Origin of the sequence: Aliamphritea ceti, assembly GCF_024347215.1 — a bacterium.
Taxonomy (GTDB): domain Bacteria; phylum Pseudomonadota; class Gammaproteobacteria; order Pseudomonadales; family Balneatricaceae; genus Amphritea; species Amphritea ceti.
The window spans coordinates 5,103,513-5,127,506 of record NZ_AP025282.1; the positions used below are offsets into that span (position 1 = coordinate 5,103,513).

Here is a 23,994-nt window from a genome sequence, read left to right on the forward strand (position 1 = left end):
TGCAGGCAGACCAAATTATGCAGTTATTATTATTCACCCAAGGAAAATAGCACGCAGCCATATTTGCTGCAATTTCAATCAGTAACCAAAGTACGAGCAGACCTTCTGGGGTTTTTCACCGATAGATTATAGAATTACGTTTTTATTGATATACTCCCTGAACACCCATCATCCTGACGAGGTCGGACGTTGCAGTCTCTGAATCTTTTAAAATCGATCGCTGATGCCAAAAGCAATCTGCGTAAATCAGAACAGAAAGTTGCTGATTACGTACTAGAGAACCCTTCAGAGGTTATCCATATGCGCATCGTCGACCTGGCTTCAGAAGCGAATGTCAGTGAGCCCACCGTTGTACGTTTTTGCCGTGCCTTAAACTATGACGGCTTTCAGGACTTTAAGCTGACACTTGCGCAGGGGCTGGCCAGCAACGCCAATTTCGAGCAGTTCTCCCTGAACAGCAAAGATACTGTTAGCGAATTTAAGCAAAAGATTTTTGATTCAACGGTCGGCAACATGATGCGGGTCCGTGAAGAACTGGACTCTGACACGCTGGAATCAGCCATCAATGCGATTGCCAAGGCTGGCCGGGTAGAACTTTATGGTTTCGGTGCATCCGCGCCGGTATGCGATGATGCTCAGCATAAATTTCATCGTCTGAAAATCTCATCATCTGCTTATTCCGATCCGCATATGCAGATGATCTCTGCGACCACACTGAGCACCGATGATGTGGTTATCGCTATTTCCCAGACAGGCCGTACGAAAGACTTGTTGCATGCAATCAAGCTGGTAAAAGCCGCTGGCGCGACAGTTATCTCGCTCTGTCCAAGCAATACTCCGCTGTCGGCACTGGCCAACATTTCTATCCATATTGATCTTGAAGAAGACAAAGACCTCAGCACACTGATGTCTTCGCGGGTAGTTCACCTGGTTGTTATTGATGTACTCGCGGTGGGCGTTGCCATGAAACTTGGCCCTGGCTTACTGGATCATCTTAAGACTATCAAACGCAGCCTGAAAAGCCTGCGTCAGAATGATAAACGCCTGCCTATTCGAAAGCCCGGACTGTAACTGTACAGCCATCTGCGCGTCATAATACTTTCACTTCACCTTGCTAACCTGCCGGAAGCTAATGAGCACCGGCTTTCAGTACGCCTGAGAACTGGTGTTTGAAAACTGTACAATAATCGTATTAAACTATTGCCGTGCATGTCAGCAAACCTTTCTCTGGTACCTGATCTATACAATCACACCAGAGGGCTGGGTTGCTTAGAAAAAGAGTATAGGAGCGAGTGCTATGCAGATACGTAAGAGTCAGGATCTGAACGAACTGCAAACGGAAATCTTCGACCTGATGGTAGGTATTGAAGAAGAAGAGCAACAGGAGCGACAGAAAGTCGCCAGTAAAAAATCACTTCTTGCGCGTCGCGCAATCGAACATCACCGCGAACAAAAAATATTAGTCGGTGAAATAGACGACGAACACTGGTTTGACGATTTGTAACCAGGTCAGTTTTAAGCCGCTGTATACTGCGCGCTCAAAAAATCACAGCCCCGTTACTGCGGGGCTGCTCTCTCATATGATAAAGCCAATTAGTTACTCTCTGGAGCAAACATTGCAATAACTTCAGCTTCAGTCATGCACTTAGTGTCATTCGAAAAGCCATAATAATCAGGCTTCTTATCGATAAAGATCTGATGATCCAGCACTAACCCTTCGGTCTCTGCAAATAATCCCGCCGGCATAATATACTGACCGGTTTGACGCATCCGCCAGAACAAATGTGTACCGCATCGCTGGCAGAATCCCCGCTCCGCCCACTCAGACGACGCAAAAGTAGCCAGACTGTCGCCTTTTACCTCAACATCAGTACCACAATCGACAGCCAGTAACGGGCCACCACCCCATTTCCGGCACATACCGCAGTGACACACGCCTACCTGAGCATCCAGCTGGGCAACTTTCACGGTTAGCTCACCGCATAAACAACTGCCGTGCTGATCAGTTAACTTCGACATACCTATCTCCCTGTTCGCTGACGGGTTCAGTTTTCAGGATAGAGAATATTTAACGGCACCGAGCGGCCACCTTCCAGTACGACAGCAGCATGTTCGCGCTTTAATTCCCGTGGCTCTGATACCCCACAAGAATGTGCGATCATTGCCACCTGATGAACCAGATTGTCATGATAATTACGCACCCGTACCGCCTTATCTGTCGGCACCAGCCCGCGTTGCAGGTCTTTATTATGGGTGGTAATCCCGGTTGGGCAACTGTTCTTATTACATTGCAGGGCCTGAATACAGCCCAGCGCAAACATAAATCCACGGGCACCGACAACAAAATCCGCCCCCAGACATAGCGCTGCGCCAACATCTGTCGGATTTATACACTTACCCGAGGCGACAATCCGAATCCGTTCACGCAAACCATGCATCACCAGTTTGTTAACCAGCAAAGGTAAGCTTTCTTTTAGTGGTAAGCCAACACTGTCCATCAATGGCATAGGTGCCGCACCGGTACCACCGTCACTGCTGTCGATCGTAATAAAGTCAGGAGCTTGCTCTACACCTCTGGTAATTACCGCATCACAGAACTCATCCAGCCAAGTAGTGGAACCTAATACCAGCTTAAAACCAACCGGTTTACCGGTTACTTCGCGGATATGATTGACCATATCCAGTAAGTCATCAATAGATGCAATGTCCGGATGGCGGTTAGGACTGATTGACGCTTCCCCTTCAGGAATACCACGAATAGCTGCAATTTCAGCGCTGACCTTTTCAGCAGGTAACATACCGCCTTTACCGGGCTTGGCCCCCTGACTCAGCTTTATTTCAAACATTCGGACCTGTTCAACCGCCGCCTTTTCGCGGAGCTTTTCATCACTCAAACGACCGTCCAGATCCCGTACACCGTACTTTGCAGTACCAATCTGGCAAACGATGTCACAGCCACCTTCTAAATGGTAAGGCGAAATACCGCCCTCGCCGGTATTCATCCAGCAACCTGCCTCGCGGGCACCATTGGCAAGTGCCAGTACCGCTGGTTTAGATAGCGCACCAAAGCTCATACCGGAAATGTTGAAAAATGATTTGGCATCATAAGGCGTCGTACAATGAGGCCCTATCCGCAATGACCGGGTCGTCACCGCATCTTCTGTCAGCGTTGGGAAAGGACAATTCAGGAAATAATAAGTACCGGGAATACGCAGATCACGGGTTGAGCCGAAGGCGATGGTATCCTCAACATTCTTAGCCGCACGATACACCCAGCTACGCTGAGCACGGTTAAACGGCATTTCTTCCCGGTCCTGGGCAAAGAAATACTGCCTGAAAAACTCACCTAAATGCTCAAAAACATAACGAAAACGGCCAAACAGAGGGTAGTTACGGCGGATTGTCTGGGTCGTCTGATGTTTATCAATCTGATAAATAACCACACAAGCAATTAAACCCGCGATAAAAATAAATAACAGGATACCACCCAGGATTGCGACAAAGTTGATCGCAAAACTACTTATCGGATCAAGCATAGAAAGTCCTCACCTTATTATTTTTCTAACTGGCGTTTTATTTTTTACCTTACTCTTTTTTACCCACTTGAGCGCTCTATCACAAGGCTTATCAGCCACTTATGCCTCTCAAGCTGTGTAAACCATTGTCTTCTACCTTTCCGAAACCAAGCTGAAAATCGCTGCTAAACCCCAAATATTACTGCGGTCTTAAACATACTTTCCCACTTTCATGACTAACAGCAATGGCTGACGCTAAAAATCCTACAGACAAAAAAATGGCCCTGTATTACAGAGCCATTCTTGTTTTGCCGTTCCGCTTAGCGATCAATGACCGGTAAGGTTGGCCAGGCACGTTTATGTAACATTTCACAGCCATCAGCCGTAATCAGAATATTCTCTTCGTGCACCATCATTTTACCCGGCGCAAAGGTCATACCCGGCTCCAGCGTCAGAATCATGCCTTCTTTGAGTTCGACATCTCCGCCCTCAACATTTGATGGCCACTCTGTCAGCTGCATACCTAAGCCATGGCCCATACGGCCAACATCATTGCCCAGCGCACCGGCTCCTTCCAGAACACTCCACATTGCCTTCCAGACATCACCGGTGGTTCTCCCCGGAGCAGCTGTACGCAAACCGGCTTCCGTCGACTCATAAACCGCTTCGTATGCCATATGCGTATCCTGATCAACCTGACCAAACGCAAAGTTACGATCGTAATCGCTGAAATACCCGTCGAAATTGGCGCCGGTATCGATGATCAGTACATCACCACGTTCCAGCAAGCGGTCTGTTGGTCCCATAATGATATTGTCATAGCCCCCCTGACCAGATGCAGATATCAGATACGGGCAGGCATCCGCACCCAGACGCAACATTTCGATATGCATGGCCTTGCAGGCTTCCCGCTCAGTCATACCCGCTCTCAGGTTAGCGTACAGATAATCAAAACCTGCCGCTGTGACTTCGCAGGCAAAACGGGTTTTAGCGATCTCCGCCGGAGACTTAACGCTGCGAACTTCCCGAACCAGCTTCGCAACATCAACCATTTCATGCTGGCTGAGCATGTCCTGGAGCATCTTAAAGTTTGCCGCAGGCATGCGCAGGTGGGTTTCCGGTCCAAGCATCGCACCAATCTTCATGGACCGCTTAGATACATCAGCTAATGCACCTGCCAGCTGACTGATACCATCGTCTTCCGGACGTGGTGCCGGCCAGCTACGTACATCTTCCACCCAGGTATCATCAAAACCTGCCACGCCGATTTCAGGTACAACCGCGATAGGTAAACCTTCAGCCGGAACAACCAGAAACCATGGTCGCGTCGGACTTTCCCAAAACTGTGATTTAAAACCACTGAAATAACGAAACTCAGGTTCCGTGGATAAAAATACCGCATCAACACCTTGCTCATTCATTAACTGTTGCAGCTTGGCAGTACGGTTTTCAAACTCACTACGCTCAAAGCCGCGTGGTGGTGCAATCAAAGTATTGGTCATAAAAGTCTTCTCAAAATACCGACTAAATCAGTCGCCAAATGCCAGATCACGCAGTAACAGCGCAATTTCCGGGAAAAATATCAGCAAAGCAGACATAAAAAACAAAATCAAAATAAACGGCAAAGTACCGCGAATCACTTCCAGATAAGGCTTATTAAAAATAGCAATTGCGGTAAAAATGTCACAGCCAAAAGGTGGTGTCGCTGAACCAATCGCCATTTGCAGTGTGATCATGACACCGACTAAAACCGGGTCTAATCCAACATCACCAATAATTGGCACAAAAATCGGCGTCAGAATAACCAGAACTACCAGTGAATCGACGAACATACAGCCGACAAAAAACGCCAGAGCAATGACAAAGAGCACATACTCTTTAGACGCATCTTCCAGATTCAGCGGTGCCAACAGCTCCTGAGGAATCTGTTCAAAAGAAATGTACCAGGAGAAAGCCTGCCCCATGCCTACCAGAATAAATACTACCGCAGTGATCAGACCAGTGCTCAGTGCAGCATCAATAACATCCCGGTGGTCAAGCTCCCGGTATATAAAGCACTCAACGATGATCGCATACAACACAGAGAAGGACGCCGCTTCAGTAGGCGTGACAGCTCCGGAATAAATGCCGCCAACAATCAGCGCCGGAAAACCCAGGGGTAATAATGCTTTCTTAATAGACTGAAACTTTTCACTCCAGCTGGTCTTTTCGACCAGAGCGATAGTATCAGCGTGATACACGCTGTATGCGTAACAATACGTTGAGAACAGTATCGCCAGCACAATGCCAGGACCAATACCGGCAATAAACAACTCACCGACACTGGTATTAGCCAGGGTGCCGTAAAGGATCAAACCAATACTGGGTGGAATTAAAAACGCTATGTCGCTGGCATTAATGATCAGGGCCATAACAAAGCTGTCTTTGTAGCCAGCCTGCAGCAGTTTCGGTCGCATAATCTGACCAACCGACACTACCGTTGCCTGCGTAGAACCGGATACTGAACCGAACAGCGTACAGCTGATACAGGTAGTAATAGGTAAACCACCACGGCGATGGCCAACAAAAGCTTCAATCAGCCCCAACAGGTTATGGGCCGTATGGCCACGGGTCATAATGTCTGCAGCCAGAATAAACATCGGTACAGCAATCAACGCATTCGGTGATATACCAGTCACCATTTGCTGAATAATTACGCCGGTATCTATACCGGAAAAGTGTACCAAACCAATCAATGCACCCACTGCCAGCGGCACAACCATCGGGAAACTCAGAAATAACAGGATTACCATTGCCGACACCAGCGCAAAGGTAACTACATAGATGTCCAGCTCACCGGCTATCACATCAGATAAAAACTCAAAAATCCCACTCATATCATTCACCAGCTCTACATATTCAGCGCTTAAATTCAGAAACGGCAGTGATCAGTTATCCATCACTTCGTGCGACAGATAGATCTCTGCATGGGTCAGATTCATAAAGAAGGCGATCAGATACTGAATGCCTGCAATACTCAGTCCCAAAGGAATTACCGAATAAATGATATAAACAGGAAATTGCAGGGCCGGGCTTAAGCGATTGATATCCTTAAGATCCTGCACATAAAACACCGCTTTGTAAGCCAGATAGAACATCAGCGAAGCGGTAACGATAGAAATGAGAATGATGAGCGCTTTTTTGGCTTTAAAGCCCAGCGAATCATAAAGCGCCGTCATGCGAATATTCCGGCCTTTACGGACCGCATACGCAAAGCCAATAAAGGTAATAGCAACAATCAGAAACTGATTTAGCTCTTCAGCAAAGAACAGGCTCTTACCAAAAAAATATCGTCCAATAGCATTAGAGACAGAGTTAGCCATCATCAGCAGAATTGCTCCACTGACAACCCACTTCTCTATCGACTCAGTCAGAATACTGACATTATGAAATATCTTTTTCATAAGCACACACCCTTGCAACTGTCCGGCCTTCCCTTCCCGGGCACATCTTTAAACGCATCCCGCCGGAATACTTTGCACTCCGGCGGGCTGAAGAACGACCGATTAAGAAGCGTCTTTCACTTCCTGAATCAGGTTTTGCAGAATTTTCTTCGCACCGTCACGGGCAGAAGCTTTATCCGCATCGTCATACGCGTTTTCAACAACGTTGTAGTAAGTCTCGTGCAGAGAAGTACTCAGATCTTTGAAGCGGCTACGTTCTTCCGCTGTAAGAGTTACAACTTTGATGTCAGGACGTTCAGCCAGGATCTTATCCATGTTTTCCTGGTTGATCTTCAGCTGGTAATCATGTGCAGCCTGTTCAGCAGCAGCAATCGCTGTGTGAACCATTTCCTGCTTCTCAGCAGACAGACCGTTAAACCACTCGCTGTTAGTAGATACAGTACCTACGTAAGGCTGCTGGCCAGGGAACATCAGGTAATCCTGAACTTCATGCCATTTAGCGTTGTAGATGAAGTAGATAGGGTTAACCATGCCATCAACTGTTTTCAACTGCAGCGAACCGTATACTTCACCCCAGGACAGTGGTGTTGGTGTAGCACCGAAAGTCTTGTAGGTTTCAACTGGAATAGTAGAAGTGAAAGTACGGATTTTCTGACCAGCAAAATCTTCAGGGCTACGGATTGCTTTGTTAGCACCCCATACCATTTCACCTTCAGAAATCATGGTTAACAGCTTCAGGTTTACGTTTTCAAAACGGTCTGCCAAGTCGTTATAAATAGTCTTGCTGCCCGTCAGTACTTTACGTACTACATCAGTATCAGTACCCATTACGTACGGTACGCTGATCGCCTGTACTTCAGGTACATAAGAACCCAGGTGGCCAGTACCTACAGATACAAACTGCACAGTGCCTTTAGCTGTCAGCTCTACGATATCGTTTTCGGTACCCAGCTGGCCATAGTAATAAACCTTAACGCGGATATCGCCGTCAGATTCTTTTTTAATCGTGTCAGCAAACGTTTGTGCGAAGATATCCTGAACGTCTTTCTTGTCTTCTTCAGACGCGAATTTCCAGGTTTCTGCACTTACACCAAAGCTGATGCCCAGCGCCAATAGAGCCGTTAATAATTTTTTCATGCTTATATCCTCAAATTTTATTCTTAGAGTTAAGGTAAAGGTTTGGAAGAAAGAGTTATTTCAAACGGTCATTCACCAGCTGGATCCAGTACTGCGCGCCATCGCCAAGAATACGGTCATTAAAATCGTACTCTGGGTTGTGCAGCGCACAGCCACCCACTGACTCCACGCCATTGCCCATCAGCGCGTAACAGCCGGGCTTCACCCGAAGCATGCTGGAAAAATCTTCTGAAATAGTTAGGGGTAAACAATCTGTTTCTACATTCTCAGTGCCCAGAACGGTGCGGGCCGCCTGAATAGCGTACTGAGTCTGTTCAGGATTATTTACGGTGGGGTAAAAGGTATTGATCAGTTCGAATTTATAACTGGCACCTGCCGCCTGGCAGATACCGGCAACGATACGTTCCATGCTCTGTTCAATACGTTTCAAAGTATCTTCTGTAAAGCAGCGGCAATCGCCTTTAATCACCACCTGTGAAGGTATAACGTTGACCGTGCCATTGGTCACAAACTCAGTGGCAGACACCACTGCGGTTTCTTCAATCGCACTAAGGTTACGGGACACAATCGTCTGTAAGCCCAGAATCACTTGCGAACCAACCACAATCGGATCAACTCCACGGTGTGGCATCGCCGCATGGCCACCCACACCGTCAATCACAATTTCAAAGCTGCTTTCGCTGGCCATTAACGAACCAGGACGAACGGTAAAGCTGCCTTCTGGCAAGCCCGGCATATTGTGCAGACCGTATACTTCATCAATCTGAAAGCGTTCAAACAGGCCATCATCAATCATTGCCTGCGCACCACGGCCATGCTCTTCATCCGGCTGGAAAATAAAATGTACGGTGCCGTTAAAATTACGGTGCTCTGCCAGATAGCAGGCAGCGCCCAGCAGCATTGCCGAATGACCATCATGCCCACAGGCGTGCATCTGGCCATCATGCTGGGAACGGTGCGAGAACTGATTTTCTTCATGAATGAACAGCGCATCCATATCCGCCCGCAGGCCAATGCTGGCGGAGCCGTCACCGCACTTCAACACACCAACAATGCCCTGTTGCCCGACATTACGGGTCACTTCAATGCCAAACCCTGCCAGCTTTTCGGCAATGAAATCTGCGGTTAATGGCAGATCAAATCCACACTCCGGAAAGCGATGCATATGCTGACGCCATTCGGTCATCCGGGAAATCAGGTTCTGATCTAAAGACATGTTAAAAACTCCAAAAACAAAAACGTATTACAGTAAAAAACTAAAGATTCTCAGCAAATTCTTACTTCAGATGCTCGCCCAGTAAGCGTCCAAATCCGGGGACGCCTGCGTCATAGCCAGCCAGCTTCAGACTGTGCCAGGCCAGCGCCTGATTACTGCTGACAACAGGAATACCCAACGCCTGCTCAACGGTTTCCAACACCAGAGAAGCACGCAGTGCGGTACAGGAAATAAACATCAGATCAGCATCAGGGTCACAGTTTTCAATCGCGGCATCGGCAATATCCTGAGGTGTGATATAGGTCATCGCGGTATCGTCTTCAAAACCAAACCCTGCGATATTCAGCACGTCACAACCCTGATCACTGAAGAAGGCTGCAACTTCAGCATTTACCGCTTCGGTATAGGGAGTGAGAATAGAAATGCGTTTAGCAGAAAAGCATTCGAAAGCCGCCAGCGCGGCAGTAACCGGATTGGTCACCGGCACACCCGGACGGGTTTCATGTATTAGCTGAGTAATTTTGTCGACCCCGATAGCAACCGTACCGGAGGTGCAGGCATAGATAATGGCATCCAGCTCAGTACCCGGCAGAATCTGATCGGCTGCAGCACTGATACCTGGCGCCATAGTGCGCAAATTTTCAATCGTCAGCGGATTAACATTACGTACCCGGGTCGTAAAAAAGCCAACATCCTGCGGATACATTCGCTGTAAGTCCGCTTCAATGTTGAAGTCCGTTGCCAAAGAAATAACCCCAATGCGCCCGGCGGGCGAAAGAGTTTCCAATGGCAGACGGGGATTTACCCTGGTCGATTTAAGCATCTTGTTACCGCAGCTTCGGATCAGACTGTTACACCTAAATCCGGGTTATTTTTATTGTTCAGGCTATACATCCATATTACGGCTCCAGGCTGCATAATTTCCTGTAATAGCAGTATTTCAATGAGGCTTCACCGCAAAATCTTCCAAATATTGCTGAAATTCACCACTTTCCTGATTCCATAGTTTTCGCTTCCCCGCTGGAGTCTGTATCCTTAGGTAGAACGCAAAGTAAGCGGAAACACGATATGACCAAAACAGCCCTGGCCAGCAACATAGACAGTTTCGATCGTAAAATTCTGGAGATTATTCAGATATCCAACCGCACCACTTCTGATCAGATAGCCGAACAGGTCGGCCTTTCACCTGCTGCAGTTCAAAGACGCATGAAGCGAATGCGTGAGCAAAACATCATCAAAGCAGACATTGCAGTCATTAACCCGAAGGCAGTTGGTCGCGGTGTAACACTGCTGGTTCAGGTGACTCTTGAACGGGAACGGGCTGATTTACTGGATGCATTTAAGAAAGAGATGAAGGTAAATCCTGCGGTTCAGCAGTGCTATTACGTCACTGGCAGCGCCGACTTCATATTAGTCATCACCGCCGTGGATATGGAAGATTACGAAGCCTTTACCCGGGAAGTCTTTTTCGACAACCACAACATCCGTAACTTTCAGACCAATGTTGTGATGGATGCCGTTAAAACCGGGCTATCCGTACCAATGCTCGAAGAATAAGCCGTTTAAGACACATAAAAAAGCCCGGATACCTAAGGTATCCGGGCTTTTGAGTGCTTCATAAGGCAAGCTGATAAAAGACTTCTACTGCCTTCCAGCCTGCTAAAAACTTAGCCTACTAACTGCTGATACAACTCTGGATCTGTCGCACCTTCAGTACCGATCACCAGTACCTTACTCTGTGCATTCAGCCCTGTTGCCTCAGCCATATCTGCCTGCTGACGTGCAATAATTGCTGTCGCCAAACCTGGTACCGCAGACTCACCCGCTTCAATTGCCGGATCAGTCTCATAGCCTTTTGCCAGCATACGCATAGTTTCTGCAACGGCTTCTTCACTCAGTGTCATGAAGTCATCAGCACCGTTACACAGAATCTGCCAACCCAGTGCAGACACTTCACCGCAAGCCAGACCGGCCATCAACGTATCCAGATCACCATCAACCACAACTGGCTCACCTGCTTCTGCACTCAGCTGCAAACAATTAGCCTGCTCTGGCTCAACAATGATGAAACGTGGACGACGCTCGCCCCACAAATCCCAGAAATAACCAGCAACAGCTGACGCCAGACCACCTACACCACCCTGTACAAATACATGGGTAGGAATATCACCCTTCAGCTGCTCAACGATTTCAGACAGCATCACTGTATAGCCCAGTGCTACGTCCTTAGGAATTTCCATGTAGCCTTCATAGCTAGTATCAGACACGATAATCCGGTCATTCGCTTTAGCATCGCTGTCAGCCTGACGTACAGACTCATCATAGTTACCGGTAATACGGATCACTTCAGCACCGAATGCTTCCATTGCCTGTTTACGGCCTTCAGATACATCGCGGTGAATGTAAATCACACAACCACAACCAAACATCTGCGAACCCCAGGCAACTGAACGCCCGTGGTTACCGTCTGTTGCGCAGCTCACAACAATTTCTGCCAACTCTTCTTTTAAGTGGCCACCCAGCAAATCACTGATGCTTGGGCGTTTGCCTAAGCGTGCTTCCAGTACGTTCTGTAACTGACGGGCAACCGCATAAGCACCGCCCAACGCTTTGAAGCTTTTCAAACCAAAACGCTGTGACTCATCTTTATACCAGACAGACTCAACACCGATAGCCGCGGCCATAGCACTCAGAGAATGCAGTGGCGTTTCTGCATAAGCAGGCCAGGTTTTAATGTCTGCAATTGCTTCTTCAGCGCGGGCAACGCTGATCACATCGCGCTGCTCTGCAGAATAAACGTTTTCGCTGCTGGCGGCCGGGTTAGCAAAATGGCTCAGGGTACCGTTGAGTTGTAACATAATCGTCGCTGCCTTTTTGTTGCAGTAGCTTCCTGAATGACACAGCCAATAGCATTATATTCAGGACGTCACTGCTGATCTTATATTTACCGGTTGTACCGGATGACAAATTCACCCGCTCACCAAATCCAATTTATGTAAAAACCGGTACGGGGAAATGATTATGAAAAGTTTACGGAACAACAGTGCGGAGATTCCTATCATTTAATCCACAAAGAGAAGGATTTCAGCGCAATACTTAGATTAGTGAGGTGAAACCTCATTAAGACAGAAAAGGCTACCGGTACTACAGAAACACCGGCAGCGAGTGGAAAAAGTCATTTATGCTGGCTGTAAGGGTACAAAAATATCCGTTAACAACTCTGTAGGAGCAACATCCCGGGGGTTATTCAGATACTCTTCAAAGCATGGCTGATCCGCCGGTAAGCGACCTGACTGGGGTAGCCAGACGCCATATAACCACTGATATGCACTGGCCATATTCGAATAAGGCCCTTTATGACGCAGTACCGCATAGTCGCCGGCAACCAGAGTCTGACGGGAGAAGCCTGCCGGCAACGCCACATCTTCCAAGCCACTCAGGCAAGCCATAGAACGTAAATCCGCTTCGTTCACACTGGAAGGATCATCAAAGTAAATCCCCAGCATCCGTACCGGCATCCGCTCAGCATGTTGCATAAAAAACCAGCCAAACAGCTTCTCAAAGGCGTTACCTATATTCATATACGATCCGTGATGTTGCAGACCCGTGAGTACAACTGTTGGCTGTTGAGTAATAGTTACATCGTGCATATTCATTGTATCGGTCTCCATTACGATACCTGCCACAGCCTGTGAAGCCGCAGCAAAAGCCGTATGGCTGCCGTCCTGCCGGTAACGGGCCGGAGGCATACCATACACCTCGCTGAAAGCACGATTAAATGAAGATAAGCCCGCATAACCTGAGCCAGCAACTATCTGTTCCATCGTTTGATCAGAATTTACCAGCTCGCCCGCAGCCCGGTGCAAACGTAACCGTTTCACCGTAACAGCCATGGTTTCGCCATACACACTCTGATACAGCCGATGCCAGTGATACGGCGACAAACAGGCAACATCTGCCAACTGATATAAATCCAGCGGCTCATCTAAATGCGCATAAATATAGTCAAACACTTTGGCAAAGCGTTGTTGATACAGCTCATCCCGGCGTTGGTTCATCTACGCATATCCTCATTAACCGCTGGCTGCAGGATGCAGCTTTAACTGTCTTTCAGCGACCGGCTCAATCTAGCACCACCCGGTTTTGCAATTCTTGCGGTTTTAGCACAACAGGACGAATCAATGCGCATCTATAGAAAAAAATAAAAGCACAAAGCTACTCAAAACGGTCCGGGGGTGTTGGTTTTACCCCCGCAGACGTATCTTCTTCAGATTCTGCGACGAGATCTTCAGCGGCTATTTCAACCGGCTGAGACTCAGCCTGTACCGCCCGATAAAGCTCACCGGAGGTATAGTAAGATCCAGGGCGTGGAACAAACTGTGGCTTGGCACGTTTACGCTGATAATGCTGTGCAGATACTCTGCCCAGGGTAAACAAAGACAGCAAACCCGCAGCAATTGCCATAAAGATAAACAGGCCCTGAGGCCCAAACCAGCTGATGCCATTACTGCTTAACAACGGACCTGCAATCGCGCCTATGCTGTACCCCACCATCAGAGCACCGGCTGTTTGCATACGCCTTTCAGGCTTGGCCCAGTCATTCGCGTGTGCCGCCGCCAGTGAGTAAATCGTAAACGCCAAGCTGCCATATAAAAAGCTGCTCGCCAGCAATAGCTCCGGCCGCAGGTAAAACTGTACCTGCGCAGCAATGGCCCCGCAGATCAGTACCACCAGCCCGGCAACAACAGCTATTACTTTGCGCCGCTCAATACGGTCAGAGAGTTTCCCGATTGGCGTCTGCAGCACCAGGCCCCCACAAATCCCTAACGCCATAAACCAGGAGATTTGCTGCGAGCTTAAGTCAACCTGTAAGGCAAACAAAGGCCCCATGGTATTAAACGAGGCACTAAGAAATCCGGCACAGGCAGCCCCCAAAAAACCTACAGGGGTAGTACGCAAAGTCGGCATGATTTTCAGTGGTTCAGGGGGATCCGGCTGAGGTTCCGCAGTGCGGGTCAGCGCTACAGGCACCAAACAAAACGAAAAACAAATTGAAGCCATCACAAACAGCTGATAACCACTGGGATCCTGTAATAGCAAAAATAGCTGAGCACCGCCGGCTCCCAGATAGTTAACGATCATGTAGATCGCCAGTAAGCCACCCCGGTGCTGATTGCTGACACCGGCATTTAGCCAGCTTTCGGTGACCATCAGTAAGCCGGCCATCGCAAAGCCTGATACGAGTCGTAAACCGAACCAGAATACCGGATCGGTCCAGAGCATGTGCGCCAGCGGAATAATAGAAATGATGGAAGCAAATACACTGAAGGTACGAATATACCCCACCCGGTCAACCAGATAACCGGTATACCGCGCACCAAAGAACAGCCCGACAAAGTAGCCACTCATGATGATACCGGTCAGCTCGGTGGAAAAACCTTCCAGATTACTACGCAAGCTCAGCAGCGTCATGAACAAACCGTTGCCAATCAGCAAGCAGCCGTGACTCAACAGTAATGCAGAAACCCGCTTCAGTAACTCGCCCATGATGGCCTCAGTTTTGTCGGTGCAAAATCATCCTTTGACCGGGCTATTCTGGCTCAGCCATTCTGGTTTAACCAGTACTTTTTAATAAGATGCTTGCCTTTCCGGGCCGGTCTTTTCGCGGCTATCTACTCCCCTTCATAGACATTCTGAAACAGCATTAACGAGAGACAAAAGCCGCCCGTTAGCGACACTTATCAGCAGTTCGCTATAGACGGCTTACTCTTCAGAAAACTAAGGGTATTGCCTGCTGTTCGGCACTCAGTGTAAAGCCTGCACAGGCTTCATCGTGGGGAATAATCTGTACCAGTTCAGCCTTATGTAAACCTGCTTTACGACAAATATCATAGGCCTGAGTAATGTTTTTACAGGTCAGTGCGTCACCATGAGAGTTCTCCAGCAAACCTTTCATAGGTACGTGATTATCATCACCGGGATATTCATACTGACACTCAATTACCATAGGGCTGCAACCGGACTCAATAAACCTCAGATTAGTAATAGCACCGGCATGCGCCAGACGGGTAAATTCGGATAATTGCATAATAGCCTCCTTTTGACAGTGTCTACGTTGGAGGCAAGTTGCCGGATCAGTCAGCGCAAATCTTTACAGGCAATCTGCTGTAATGCATCACGGTTCATGATTTCAAAGACCCCGGCATGCTGCTCAACCAGACTGTCATCTTCCAGCTCACCAAGGGCGATACTCGCCGTTGGCCGGGACATACCTGTCAGTTTAGCTAAATCTGCGTGGGTCAGCTTCAGCAAATTTACCGCTGCAGCATTGCTCGCTGCCGCGGCACGGTTTTTATCATCCAGCTCTAATAATTTACGTGCCAGACGGCTGCGGGCATCTTTAAAGACTAAATCTTCAATACTAAATCTGGCCCGGTCTGAGCGCTTTTCAACCTGCTGACTAACTTCCAGGCTGAATTCGCCGGAACGGTGCATCACTTCCAGAAAGACATCTCTGGATACTTTCAGAACTAACCCGGCCTCAACTACTTCCGCAAAGCTACGCCGCTGACGTTCTCCCAGCACTGCCAACTCGCCAAAGATCTCCCCCGGCTTAATAAAACCAAAGGTAAACTCGCCGCCATTCGAAGAGGTTCTGAAAATTCTCACCAGCCCCTGCTCAAGCAAATACACAGCGTCCGCTTCCAGGTTCGGTGTGAATACCATCTCTCGCGGGGAAAATTCCAACACTCTTGATGCACAACGCAAGGCTTCCTGATCCTCTGCCGATAAACGGTCCAGCCAGTTGAGTGATTCCAGATGCCAGTGACTCAATTTATTTCTCCGTGTTAGCTATCTAACAGATTGCTGAATAACGCCAGCCTAGGATAGCGCCTCAGGCATCAGAATGTGAATACAAACTGATGCTATCCAATGTAAAACGCTATATGGAATGAGTGAGATTGTGATGAACCTGAAAAGTTTTGCTGCCCCACTGACTGCTGTTTTGCTCAGCACCGGTGCAACTGTAGTAATGGCCGGCGAAGAAGAAACCGTAAGTATTGTTGATACTTATACCTGTGAACAACTGGTTGACCTGGAATATGAAAATGTTCCAACTGCCGTTTACTACATAGAAGGCTTCTCCGATTCCGGCGATGTGCCGGTTGAAGAAATAACCGAAGAAGACTTTACCTCTGTACCTGTCGAGCAAGTCTACAACTACTGCTACGCAAATCCGACGATTGTTGTCAGCGATGTCATCGACCAGTTTGACGACGAAGCTTAATCAACAAAACGTCTAACCCCGTTTGCCTGTCAGGCGCGATCCCCGGATACAGGGGAATTCGTATCCGGAACCTCTTCACCCCGAGTGCGTTCTGACAGGCACCTAGCTATTAAAAGGTATTCCATGACAGCTTTCAGAAAATCCCTGCAAATATGCAGTATCAGTCTTTGTAGTGCAGGCCTGTTAAGCACGCCTGTCCTGGCCAGTGAGGCTGTACAGTGGGATTATGGTAAAGAACGCGGACCAGACCAGTGGGCAGTGTTGGACAACGCTTATCAAGCCTGTGGCAATGGTAAAAATCAGTCACCGGTTAATCTGCAAAACAGTTTAGAAACTGATCTCCCTGCACTTACATTCAACTATCAGCCAGGTGCAGAGAAAGTCTTCAACAACGGTCATACCGTCGAAGCTGATTACATGCCCGGCAGCCAGTTAACCTTGAACGGTAATAGCTATACACTGCGCCAGTTCCACTTTCACAGTCCCAGTGAGAACACGCTTAACGGTCAGGACTTCCCAATGGAAGCCCACCTGGTACACAGCGATAAAAACGGCAATCTGGCAGTTGTCGCGGTAATGTTTGAAGTCGGCGCAACCAATCCAGTCTTATCACAAATTTGGCAACAGCCACTCACCGCCGGTGAAATCAGTGAAATGGAAGCCGCGGTTAATGCCACAGGTTTGCTACCGGCACCAAAGGATTACTTCCGCTACAACGGCTCCCTTACCACGCCCCCCTGTACTGAAGGTGTCCGCTGGTTGGTAATGAAACAACCTATGACACTGTCTCAGCAACAACTGAGCAGTTTTCAGGGCATGCTAAGTGGACCTAACAATCGTCCAGTTCAGCCGCTAAACGCCCGTCAGATTCTCAAATAACTACACCCTCACCGCCGGACTTAAAAACCGGCGGTGAACCTATACCGGTCACTCTCATGAATCCAGCTATGCTCTTCAGTCTCGCTTCCGGTGCAACCCTGGGAGCATTACTGCGCTGGTGGCTAAGCATTAAGTTCAACCATTTCAATGAGCAGCTGATTATCGGGACGCTTCTGGCAAACATGGCCGCCTGCTTACTGCTTGGTTTTTATCTTGGCAGCGGTACAGAAAAAAGCTTTATATCTCCATTGCTAAAGCTGGCATTTGTCAGTGGCTTCCTTGGCTCTCTTTCGACATTCTCCACGTTTATTGGCGAAACCCATCAACACCTGATACTTAGAGACTGGTTCAAATTCTGGCTGAACTTTAACCTTCAAATCGGTCTAGGTATTGGTATGTTGCAGCTGGGTAAAAGCCTCGGTAGCCTATGGCGATGGACCTGAACGGATAATCAACCATGCAATTATTTTCTCGCCTTCCCTTCGAACTTTTGGCAACACCGCTGGCGTCAATTTTTGGCAGTGGTTTTCTGGTCATAGTGCCGGTGCTAGCGCAGAGTGCCGGACCTTACATGCCAGTGGCAATGGCCGCGGTCTGTTTACTGGCCTATCTGGTGGGTAGCATTATCCGTCACAACATCCGTGTTGCTGAACCGCTTCTCGCTGAAGGGTCCGACCAGGTACTCAAAGTGATCGAGCGCAGTGCGGATATCAGTATTGTTATCGCCTACGTCATTTCCATCACCCTCTACCTGCATATACTCGCTTCTTTTGTACTCGCTGGTATTGGTCAGGACACTCCCTTATATAACAACCTGCTGACCTCAGCGGTGATTATCTTAATTGCAGGTGTAGGTATATGGCGCGGCCTGGGGGTGCTCGGCTTTATGGAAAAATGGGCACTTTATGTCACCTTTCTGCTCATTGCGCTGGTGTTGGCAGGATTCGGGCTGTTTGATTTTCAAGCCTGGCAACAAAACAACTTACAGCTGCCGACGGTCGATTTTTCAAACCTATGGTATACCTGCAGTATCATTGCCGGCACCCTGATTGTGGTGCAGGGTTTTGAAACGCCACGCTATCTGGGCCAGCAATATGCCGCAGACTTACGGATACAGGCATCACGACAGTCACAAATTATATCCAGCATTATCTATATCCTGTTTGTATCCTTGGCAATGCCGCTGGTTCCTTCACTTAATGGCATCTTCGACGACCATAGCCTGATTACTCTGGCAGGCTTATCGGTATTCGGTTTTCTTCCCGCCGCAGTGATCTTCGCAGCAGTACTGAGTCAGTTTTCAGCCGCCGTCGCAGACACGCTGGCTGCCAGTGGCAACCTGGATGAAATTTCTGCCAAGCGCATCAGTGCGCCGGTCAGTTATCTGCTCATCGCTGGCTTTGCATTACTGCTCACCTGGAGCGCCGATACCTTTGAAATTCTTGCGCTGGCCTCCAGAGCCTTTGCCGCCTATTACGGCTTGCAATGCCTGGTTGCCTGGCGAGCGAGTGAATCAGCACAGGTAAAAGCAGCCAGCCTTATACTCGCGGCAATCATGCTTTATATTGTTATTTTTGCCGTACCCGTTGGTTAAAATCACCAGATCTAATAAGAGAATGTTTTATGGAAAACATAGTGTTACACGCAGCTACGGTCTTCATGGGCTTTTTTGCCATCATGAATCCAATTGCCAATGTTCCGGTCTTTCTGGGGCTGACCAGCAATGATGACACCAAGACAACCCGGGCGGTTGCATTCCGTTCGTTGTTAATTGCTTTCATCGTAATTGCAGTCTTTTCTGTTGCAGGCAAATATATCTTCCAACTGTTTGGCCTGAGCCTGCCTGCTTTTCGTATTACCGGTGGCATTCTGGTATTTCTGATCGGCTTTCATATGCTGCAGGGCAACCAGTCTAAAGTGCAGCAGCCTAATGAATGTAAAGATGAGTCAAAGGCCAAAGAAGCAGCACTTGGTGTTGCCGTCTCGCCATTAGCCATGCCCATTCTGGCAGGCCCGGGCACTATAGCGACAGCAATGAACTTCGCTTCGGGTGGCGGTGTAACCGAATTAATCACCACCATCGGCATGTTCGCTGTACTCTGCATTATTACTTATGTTTTCTTTGTTTCAGGTGAAAGATTAGTTCGCTTCATTGGTGAAAACGCTCTGCAAGTCGTTACCCGTATGATGGGTCTGATTCTCGCGGTAATCGGTACGCAAATGGCGATTGAAGGTATTCAGGGCGCCTTTAAGCTCACCTAAATTATTAGTATCTGAAAACAAAAATGCCGGCTATATAAGCCGGCATTTTTATGACTGCTAAATACACTTAACAGCTTTATTCCACCGTCACCGATTTCGCCAGATTTCGCGGCTGATCAACATCAGTACCTTTCAGAACTGCTACGTAATAAGACAGCAATTGTAATGGAATCGAATACACAATCGGTGCCATGTCTTTGCAAACATCAGGAAGGGTCAGCAGATAACAGCTGTCATCACCATCTTCAATCTGTATCCGGCTATCGGCAAACAGGAATAACTGGCCGCCACGGGCGCGGACTTCTTCCAGATTAGCCTGCAGTTTTTCCAGCAAAGAGTTATTTGGCGCAACCGCAACAATCGGCATATCTTCATCTACCAGTGCCAGCGGGCCATGCTTAAGCTCACCGGCAGGATAGGCTTCAGCATGAATATAAGAGATTTCCTTTAGCTTCAGCGCACCTTCTACTGCTACCGGAAACATAGTACCGCGCCCCAGAAACAGAGAATGGTTTTTATCGACGAAACGCTCTGCCATCTGCTGAATATCCGCATCCATCTTCAGCACTTCATCACACAATGCAGACAAACCTTCCAGCTTTTCGATCATATCCGCTTCAGCTGCTTCGCTAAAACCAGTACGACGCGCCAGAATAAGAGTAGTCAGCATCAGGGCAACCAGTTGACTGGTAAAAGCCTTAGTTGAAGCCACACCAATTTCAGGCCCCGCATTGGTCATCAGACACAAATCTGACTCACGTACTAAAGAGCTGCCAGGTACGTTACAGATGACCAGCGACGCCAGGTAGCCCTGTGTTTTAGCATCCCGCAGTGCGGCCAGCGTATCTGCCGTTTCACCGGACTGAGAAATAGTCAGGAACAGAGTTCCCGGCAAACAAACCGTGCGGCGATAACGGAATTCACTGGCTACATCTACCATGCAAGGAATTCCCGCATGCCGTTCAATCCAGTATTTCGCCACCATACCTGCATTAAAGCTGGTACCGCAGGCAACGATCTGAATACATTTAACCTGATCAAATAGCTCGCTGGAATCAGCACCGAACACCTGTTCCAGCACTTTACCTTTACTGATACGGCCTTCCAGAACAGCGTCAATTACCTTTGGCTGTTCGTAAATTTCTTTCAGCATGTAATGACGATATTCACCTTTATCGGCAACATCATGGCCATGCTCAAACTGCTGTACTTCACGGGCAACGTTCTGACCATCAGTATCTTCAACTGCAATTTCATGCAGACTGATAACCGCCAGATCACCTTCTTCCAGATAAATAAAACGGTCCGTAACCTGGAGCAGTGCCAGCGGATCGGAGGCTATGAAGTTTTCTTCCACGCCAACGCCAATCACCAACGGGCTGCCCATACGGGTAGCAATCAGACGATCAGGCTGTTGCTGATCAATAACAGCCAGTGCATACGCGCCATGCAGACGTTTAACCGTGCTTTTAACAGCAGCAAGTAAGTTATCGCCCTTGCTGACAGCACGGTGAATCAGATGGGTCACAACTTCAGTATCAGTGTCCGACAAAAACTCATAGCCGTCTGCCTGTAGCTCTGTACGTAATGCGGCATGATTTTCAATGATGCCGTTATGCACGATAGCAATGCGGTCACCGGATAAATGCGGGTGCGCATTTCGCTGTTCCGGCTTACCATGAGTGGCCCAACGGGTATGCGCGATACCCAGAGTTCCCGGCAGCGACTGCTGTTGCAAGGCATTATCCAGTTCAGCAACTTTACCCAGGCGCTTCAGCGCCGCCAGGCTATCATCAGCTGCGTTATACACTGCCATACCGGCTGAATCATACCCCCGGTACTCAAGACGTTTCAGGCCTTCCAGCAGGATAGCCGCTATATTTCGACTGGCAATTGCGCCAACGATTCCACACATATCATCTATTCCTTTTGATGCAGTTATTACTGGTCTTTAGCGGCTTTCTGGTCCACCGGACGCTGCCAGTTTTTAATATTTGTCTGACGGGCACGGGTCACCGCCAACTCTGCATCATTTACATTTTTACTCACTGTTGAACCGGCACCTACGGTGGCGTTTTCACCGATTTTAACCGGCGCTACCAACGCGGTATTTGAGCCAATAAAGGCACCGGCACCAATCTCAGTCTTAAATTTATTTACACCGTCGTAATTGCAGGTAATGGTACCGGCACCAATATTGGCACCAGGTCCAACATCCGCATCACCCACATAACTAAGGTGATTTACTTTACTGCCTTCACCAATGTTGGCTTTCTTCGTTTCAACAAAGTTGCCAACTTTAGCACCCAGTGCCAAACGGCTACCAGGACGCAGGCGGGCAAATGGCCCGATATCAGAATTACCAGCCAGCTCAGCCTGCTCCAGTATCGAGTTCGCCTTAATATGGCAACCATCGCCGATCACTGAGTCTTCAATGACACAGCCAGACTCGATTGTGACCTTATTACCCAGGATAACCTTGCCTTTAAACACAACGTTGATATCCAGACTGACATCCGTGCCAACGGTCAGTTCACCACGCACATCCAGGCGCGCCGGATCTGCCAGAGTAACCCCCTGCTCCATCAGCGCACGGGACTGCTGTAACTGATACCAACGCTCCAGTTCAGCCTGTTGCATGCGGTTATTAATGCCCTGTACTTCCTGCTCAGTGTCTGGCTGGATAGTTTTGACATTCATACCCGAGGCCGCTGCCATCGCGATTACATCCGTCAGATAATATTCGCCCTGCGCATTATCGGAAGATAACTGAGGCAGCCATTCATGCAGTTTGCTGGCTGCAACTGCCAGAATACCGGTATTTACTTCAGTAATTTCCAACTGATCCGGATTTGCATCTTTATGTTCAACAATCGCGCTCACACGGGCCTGTTCATCACGTACGATACGGCCGTAGCCTGTCGGATCATCCAGCTTCACCGTCAGCAAGGCAAAATCACCCTGCTCAGCAATTTCTACCAGACGTGCCATTGTTTCAGCTTTTGTCAGCGGCACATCGCCATACAGAATCAGCGCCACTGAATCCGCAGCAATATTTGGCATCGCCTGGGCCACAGCATGGCCAGTGCCTAACTGTTCAGCCTGAACCGCAAATGTCAGTTCCTGACCAGACAGTTCTGCTTTTAAATGCTCTGCACCATGACCAATCACCACATGGGCATTATTCGCAGGTAACTGGTTCGCTGCATCTATTACCCACTGCACCATCGGCTTGCCGGCAATCTTATGCAGAACTTTAGGTAATGAAGACTTCATGCGGCTGCCCTGACCGGCAGCAAGAATAATAGTATTGAGGGTTGTCAAAACAGAGGCATCCTTGAAAGAATTTTTTTACTGGGCCAGGTCAATTCCAATTGACATAACCTTATGAATGATTGCACTTTAAGCGATACAGAAACAGATGCAATACAAATTGTCACAAAAAAAATGACAAATAAACTGGCAGATAATACCGGCTATGAATGATCACATCTTCGAACTGCTCGACCTTTCCAAACGGGAAGTCAAAATTTACCGGGCCCTGTTAGCACTGGGGCCCAGCTCAATTCGGGTAATTGCTGAGAAATCCGGCATCAACCGCGGCACCACTTACGAATGCCTGAAAGCATTACAAAGCAAAGGTGTCATTAGCTATCTGCCAAAGGGTAAACGACGTCTGTTCTCCCCGCGGGAGCCTGACGTACTGTTGCAGCTGGCTCAGGATAAACAACGTAACCTGGATCAGGCCATTGATCAGCTGAAGACCCGGGTAATTCCTGACATGCATCATCTGATGCCTGATTTTAACGCTGCCAACGTCAGCTATTATGAAGGCGATGCCGGAATAGAATGGGTATTACGGGACATTCTCAGCACTGTTTCTGCACAGGAAAACAAACAATATTCGATTTTTTCATCCAAGCCTATCCGGGCACATCTTTACCGGCCTTTTCCAAACTTTACCTTGCAACGTATCCAGCGCGGTATTGAAGTGAAGGTAATTGCCATCGGTGACGGCGGTGAAGATGCCGAATTAAGCGAACGTAAATGGATTAAAACTGACGGCCCGGTAGATGCTGCTTATATCGCTATCTATCCACCTAAGTGCGCGATCATTTCATTAGCATCGCATAACTATCCAACAGCCGTTGTGATCGATTCAAAAGAAGTCGCAGCGGCGCAACAAATCATTTTTCAGACCTTATGGGGGCTGTTATAACCGTAAAATATTTTCAGGTTCAGCCTTGTCTGAAC

General features: G+C 48.3%; 24 protein-coding genes. 9 read left to right on the forward strand and 15 right to left on the reverse strand.

Annotation, left to right across the window (positions count from 1 at the left end; translation table 11 throughout):
• Positions 1-189: 189 nt before the first annotated feature.
• Together OCU49_RS23175 and OCU49_RS23180 are read left to right on the forward strand one after the other, a co-directional pair.
• Entirely contained in the window at positions 190-1,071 is an 882-nt protein-coding gene (locus OCU49_RS23175) for a MurR/RpiR family transcriptional regulator (RefSeq protein ID WP_261842880.1), read from the forward strand.
• Positions 1,072-1,297: 226 nt separating this feature from the next.
• Positions 1,298-1,504 carry a PA3496 family putative envelope integrity protein gene (locus tag OCU49_RS23180; RefSeq protein ID WP_261842881.1) on the forward strand — a complete coding sequence of 69 codons (207 nt, stop codon included), beginning with the start codon at positions 1,298-1,300 and terminating at the stop codon, positions 1,502-1,504.
• 89 nt (positions 1,505-1,593) lie between these two features.
• On the opposite strand, the gene OCU49_RS23185 is transcribed toward OCU49_RS23180, so the two are convergent.
• From OCU49_RS23185 to OCU49_RS23220, 8 genes are all read right to left on the reverse strand, one after another.
• Positions 1,594-2,019, reverse strand: coding sequence for a GFA family protein (locus OCU49_RS23185; protein WP_261842882.1), 426 nt, complete (start codon positions 2,017-2,019; stop codon positions 1,594-1,596).
• A 26-nt stretch (positions 2,020-2,045) separates the two neighbouring features.
• Positions 2,046-3,536, reverse strand: a complete 1,491-nt coding sequence (locus OCU49_RS23190; RefSeq protein WP_261842883.1) for an FMN-binding glutamate synthase family protein — start codon at positions 3,534-3,536, stop codon at positions 2,046-2,048.
• A 299-nt stretch (positions 3,537-3,835) separates the two neighbouring features.
• The gene (locus OCU49_RS23195; RefSeq protein ID WP_261842884.1) at positions 3,836-5,017 is read right to left on the reverse strand and encodes a M24 family metallopeptidase; all 1,182 of its coding nucleotides are present in this window, start codon (positions 5,015-5,017) and stop codon (positions 3,836-3,838) included.
• Positions 5,018-5,044: 27 nt separating this feature from the next.
• On the reverse strand, positions 5,045-6,391 hold the full coding sequence (locus OCU49_RS23200; RefSeq protein WP_261842885.1) for a TRAP transporter large permease: 1,347 nt from the start codon (positions 6,389-6,391) through the stop codon (positions 5,045-5,047).
• 51 nt (positions 6,392-6,442) lie between these two features.
• Complete coding sequence (locus OCU49_RS23205; protein WP_261842886.1) at positions 6,443-6,958, reverse strand: TRAP transporter small permease; 516 nt, start codon at positions 6,956-6,958, stop codon at positions 6,443-6,445.
• A gap of 102 nt (positions 6,959-7,060) precedes the next feature.
• Positions 7,061-8,095 carry a TRAP transporter substrate-binding protein gene (locus tag OCU49_RS23210; RefSeq protein ID WP_261842887.1) on the reverse strand — a complete coding sequence of 345 codons (1,035 nt, stop codon included), beginning with the start codon at positions 8,093-8,095 and terminating at the stop codon, positions 7,061-7,063.
• A gap of 55 nt (positions 8,096-8,150) precedes the next feature.
• A complete protein-coding gene (locus OCU49_RS23215) occupies positions 8,151-9,311 on the reverse strand; it encodes a M20 aminoacylase family protein (protein WP_261842888.1) in 1,161 nt (386 codons plus the stop codon).
• Positions 9,312-9,372: 61 nt separating this feature from the next.
• The gene (locus OCU49_RS23220) at positions 9,373-10,134 is read right to left on the reverse strand and encodes a maleate cis-trans isomerase family protein (RefSeq protein ID WP_261842889.1); all 762 of its coding nucleotides are present in this window, start codon (positions 10,132-10,134) and stop codon (positions 9,373-9,375) included.
• A 245-nt stretch (positions 10,135-10,379) separates the two neighbouring features.
• Here OCU49_RS23220 and OCU49_RS23225 point away from each other — a divergent pair, with 245 nt between their 5' ends.
• Positions 10,380-10,868 carry an Lrp/AsnC family transcriptional regulator gene (locus OCU49_RS23225; protein WP_261842890.1) on the forward strand — a complete coding sequence of 163 codons (489 nt, stop codon included), beginning with the start codon at positions 10,380-10,382 and terminating at the stop codon, positions 10,866-10,868.
• A 110-nt stretch (positions 10,869-10,978) separates the two neighbouring features.
• Here OCU49_RS23225 and OCU49_RS23230 read toward each other — a convergent pair whose 3' ends face one another.
• From OCU49_RS23230 to OCU49_RS23250, 5 genes are all read right to left on the reverse strand, one after another.
• The gene (locus OCU49_RS23230) at positions 10,979-12,169 is read right to left on the reverse strand and encodes a diaminopropionate ammonia-lyase (protein ID WP_261842891.1); all 1,191 of its coding nucleotides are present in this window, start codon (positions 12,167-12,169) and stop codon (positions 10,979-10,981) included.
• A 321-nt stretch (positions 12,170-12,490) separates the two neighbouring features.
• Positions 12,491-13,369 (reverse strand): AraC family transcriptional regulator, encoded by an 879-nt coding sequence (locus OCU49_RS23235; RefSeq protein WP_261842892.1) that lies wholly within the window; start codon positions 13,367-13,369, stop codon positions 12,491-12,493.
• A gap of 157 nt (positions 13,370-13,526) precedes the next feature.
• Complete coding sequence (locus OCU49_RS23240) at positions 13,527-14,858, reverse strand: MFS transporter (protein WP_261842893.1); 1,332 nt, start codon at positions 14,856-14,858, stop codon at positions 13,527-13,529.
• Positions 14,859-15,081: 223 nt separating this feature from the next.
• Positions 15,082-15,399: a hypothetical protein gene (locus tag OCU49_RS23245; protein ID WP_261842894.1), complete on the reverse strand. Its 318-nt coding sequence runs from the start codon at positions 15,397-15,399 to the stop codon at positions 15,082-15,084.
• A gap of 50 nt (positions 15,400-15,449) precedes the next feature.
• Complete coding sequence (locus OCU49_RS23250) at positions 15,450-16,145, reverse strand: Crp/Fnr family transcriptional regulator (RefSeq protein WP_261842895.1); 696 nt, start codon at positions 16,143-16,145, stop codon at positions 15,450-15,452.
• Positions 16,146-16,263: 118 nt separating this feature from the next.
• Here OCU49_RS23250 and OCU49_RS23255 point away from each other — a divergent pair, with 118 nt between their 5' ends.
• From OCU49_RS23255 to OCU49_RS23275, 5 genes are all read left to right on the forward strand, one after another.
• A complete protein-coding gene (locus tag OCU49_RS23255) occupies positions 16,264-16,599 on the forward strand; it encodes an HdeA/HdeB family chaperone (RefSeq protein ID WP_261842896.1) in 336 nt (111 codons plus the stop codon).
• Between the two features lie 123 nt (positions 16,600-16,722).
• Positions 16,723-17,478, forward strand: coding sequence for a carbonic anhydrase (locus tag OCU49_RS23260; RefSeq protein WP_261842897.1), 756 nt, complete (start codon positions 16,723-16,725; stop codon positions 17,476-17,478).
• 56 nt (positions 17,479-17,534) lie between these two features.
• Complete coding sequence (locus tag OCU49_RS23265; protein ID WP_261842898.1) at positions 17,535-17,921, forward strand: fluoride efflux transporter FluC; 387 nt, start codon at positions 17,535-17,537, stop codon at positions 17,919-17,921.
• Between the two features lie 14 nt (positions 17,922-17,935).
• Complete coding sequence (locus tag OCU49_RS23270) at positions 17,936-19,072, forward strand: Aq_097 family APC-type transporter (RefSeq protein ID WP_261842899.1); 1,137 nt, start codon at positions 17,936-17,938, stop codon at positions 19,070-19,072.
• Between the two features lie 29 nt (positions 19,073-19,101).
• The gene (locus OCU49_RS23275) at positions 19,102-19,740 is read left to right on the forward strand and encodes a MarC family protein (RefSeq protein WP_261842900.1); all 639 of its coding nucleotides are present in this window, start codon (positions 19,102-19,104) and stop codon (positions 19,738-19,740) included.
• A 76-nt stretch (positions 19,741-19,816) separates the two neighbouring features.
• Here OCU49_RS23275 and glmS read toward each other — a convergent pair whose 3' ends face one another.
• Positions 19,817-21,655, reverse strand: a complete 1,839-nt coding sequence (gene glmS / locus OCU49_RS23280) for a glutamine--fructose-6-phosphate transaminase (isomerizing) (protein ID WP_261842901.1) — start codon at positions 21,653-21,655, stop codon at positions 19,817-19,819.
• A gap of 26 nt (positions 21,656-21,681) precedes the next feature.
• Positions 21,682-23,064 (reverse strand): bifunctional UDP-N-acetylglucosamine diphosphorylase/glucosamine-1-phosphate N-acetyltransferase GlmU, encoded by a 1,383-nt coding sequence (gene glmU / locus OCU49_RS23285; protein ID WP_261842902.1) that lies wholly within the window; start codon positions 23,062-23,064, stop codon positions 21,682-21,684.
• A 154-nt stretch (positions 23,065-23,218) separates the two neighbouring features.
• Here glmU and OCU49_RS23290 point away from each other — a divergent pair, with 154 nt between their 5' ends.
• Complete coding sequence (locus OCU49_RS23290; RefSeq protein ID WP_261842903.1) at positions 23,219-23,959, forward strand: TrmB family transcriptional regulator; 741 nt, start codon at positions 23,219-23,221, stop codon at positions 23,957-23,959.
• Positions 23,960-23,994: the final 35 nt, after the last annotated feature.

Coding starts and splice junctions, on each gene's coding strand:
- OCU49_RS23275 (WP_261842900.1), top strand. CDS start 19,102: ATGGAAAACATAGTGTTACACGCAGCTACGGTCTTCATGGGCTTTTTT.
- glmS (WP_261842901.1), bottom strand. CDS start 21,655: ATGTGTGGAATCGTTGGCGCAATTGCCAGTCGAAATATAGCGGCTATC.
- OCU49_RS23240 (WP_261842893.1), bottom strand. CDS start 14,858: ATGGGCGAGTTACTGAAGCGGGTTTCTGCATTACTGTTGAGTCACGGC.
- OCU49_RS23255 (WP_261842896.1), top strand. CDS start 16,264: ATGAGTGAGATTGTGATGAACCTGAAAAGTTTTGCTGCCCCACTGACT.
- OCU49_RS23265 (WP_261842898.1), top strand. CDS start 17,535: ATGAATCCAGCTATGCTCTTCAGTCTCGCTTCCGGTGCAACCCTGGGA.
- OCU49_RS23220 (WP_261842889.1), bottom strand. CDS start 10,134: ATGCTTAAATCGACCAGGGTAAATCCCCGTCTGCCATTGGAAACTCTT.
- OCU49_RS23225 (WP_261842890.1), top strand. CDS start 10,380: ATGACCAAAACAGCCCTGGCCAGCAACATAGACAGTTTCGATCGTAAA.
- OCU49_RS23270 (WP_261842899.1), top strand. CDS start 17,936: ATGCAATTATTTTCTCGCCTTCCCTTCGAACTTTTGGCAACACCGCTG.
- OCU49_RS23210 (WP_261842887.1), bottom strand. CDS start 8,095: ATGAAAAAATTATTAACGGCTCTATTGGCGCTGGGCATCAGCTTTGGT.
- OCU49_RS23290 (WP_261842903.1), top strand. CDS start 23,219: ATGAATGATCACATCTTCGAACTGCTCGACCTTTCCAAACGGGAAGTC.
- OCU49_RS23215 (WP_261842888.1), bottom strand. CDS start 9,311: ATGTCTTTAGATCAGAACCTGATTTCCCGGATGACCGAATGGCGTCAG.
- OCU49_RS23260 (WP_261842897.1), top strand. CDS start 16,723: ATGACAGCTTTCAGAAAATCCCTGCAAATATGCAGTATCAGTCTTTGT.
- OCU49_RS23245 (WP_261842894.1), bottom strand. CDS start 15,399: ATGCAATTATCCGAATTTACCCGTCTGGCGCATGCCGGTGCTATTACT.
- OCU49_RS23230 (WP_261842891.1), bottom strand. CDS start 12,169: ATGTTACAACTCAACGGTACCCTGAGCCATTTTGCTAACCCGGCCGCC.
- OCU49_RS23185 (WP_261842882.1), bottom strand. CDS start 2,019: ATGTCGAAGTTAACTGATCAGCACGGCAGTTGTTTATGCGGTGAGCTA.
- OCU49_RS23235 (WP_261842892.1), bottom strand. CDS start 13,369: ATGAACCAACGCCGGGATGAGCTGTATCAACAACGCTTTGCCAAAGTG.
- OCU49_RS23205 (WP_261842886.1), bottom strand. CDS start 6,958: ATGAAAAAGATATTTCATAATGTCAGTATTCTGACTGAGTCGATAGAG.
- OCU49_RS23200 (WP_261842885.1), bottom strand. CDS start 6,391: ATGAGTGGGATTTTTGAGTTTTTATCTGATGTGATAGCCGGTGAGCTG.
- OCU49_RS23190 (WP_261842883.1), bottom strand. CDS start 3,536: ATGCTTGATCCGATAAGTAGTTTTGCGATCAACTTTGTCGCAATCCTG.
- OCU49_RS23195 (WP_261842884.1), bottom strand. CDS start 5,017: ATGACCAATACTTTGATTGCACCACCACGCGGCTTTGAGCGTAGTGAG.
- OCU49_RS23180 (WP_261842881.1), top strand. CDS start 1,298: ATGCAGATACGTAAGAGTCAGGATCTGAACGAACTGCAAACGGAAATC.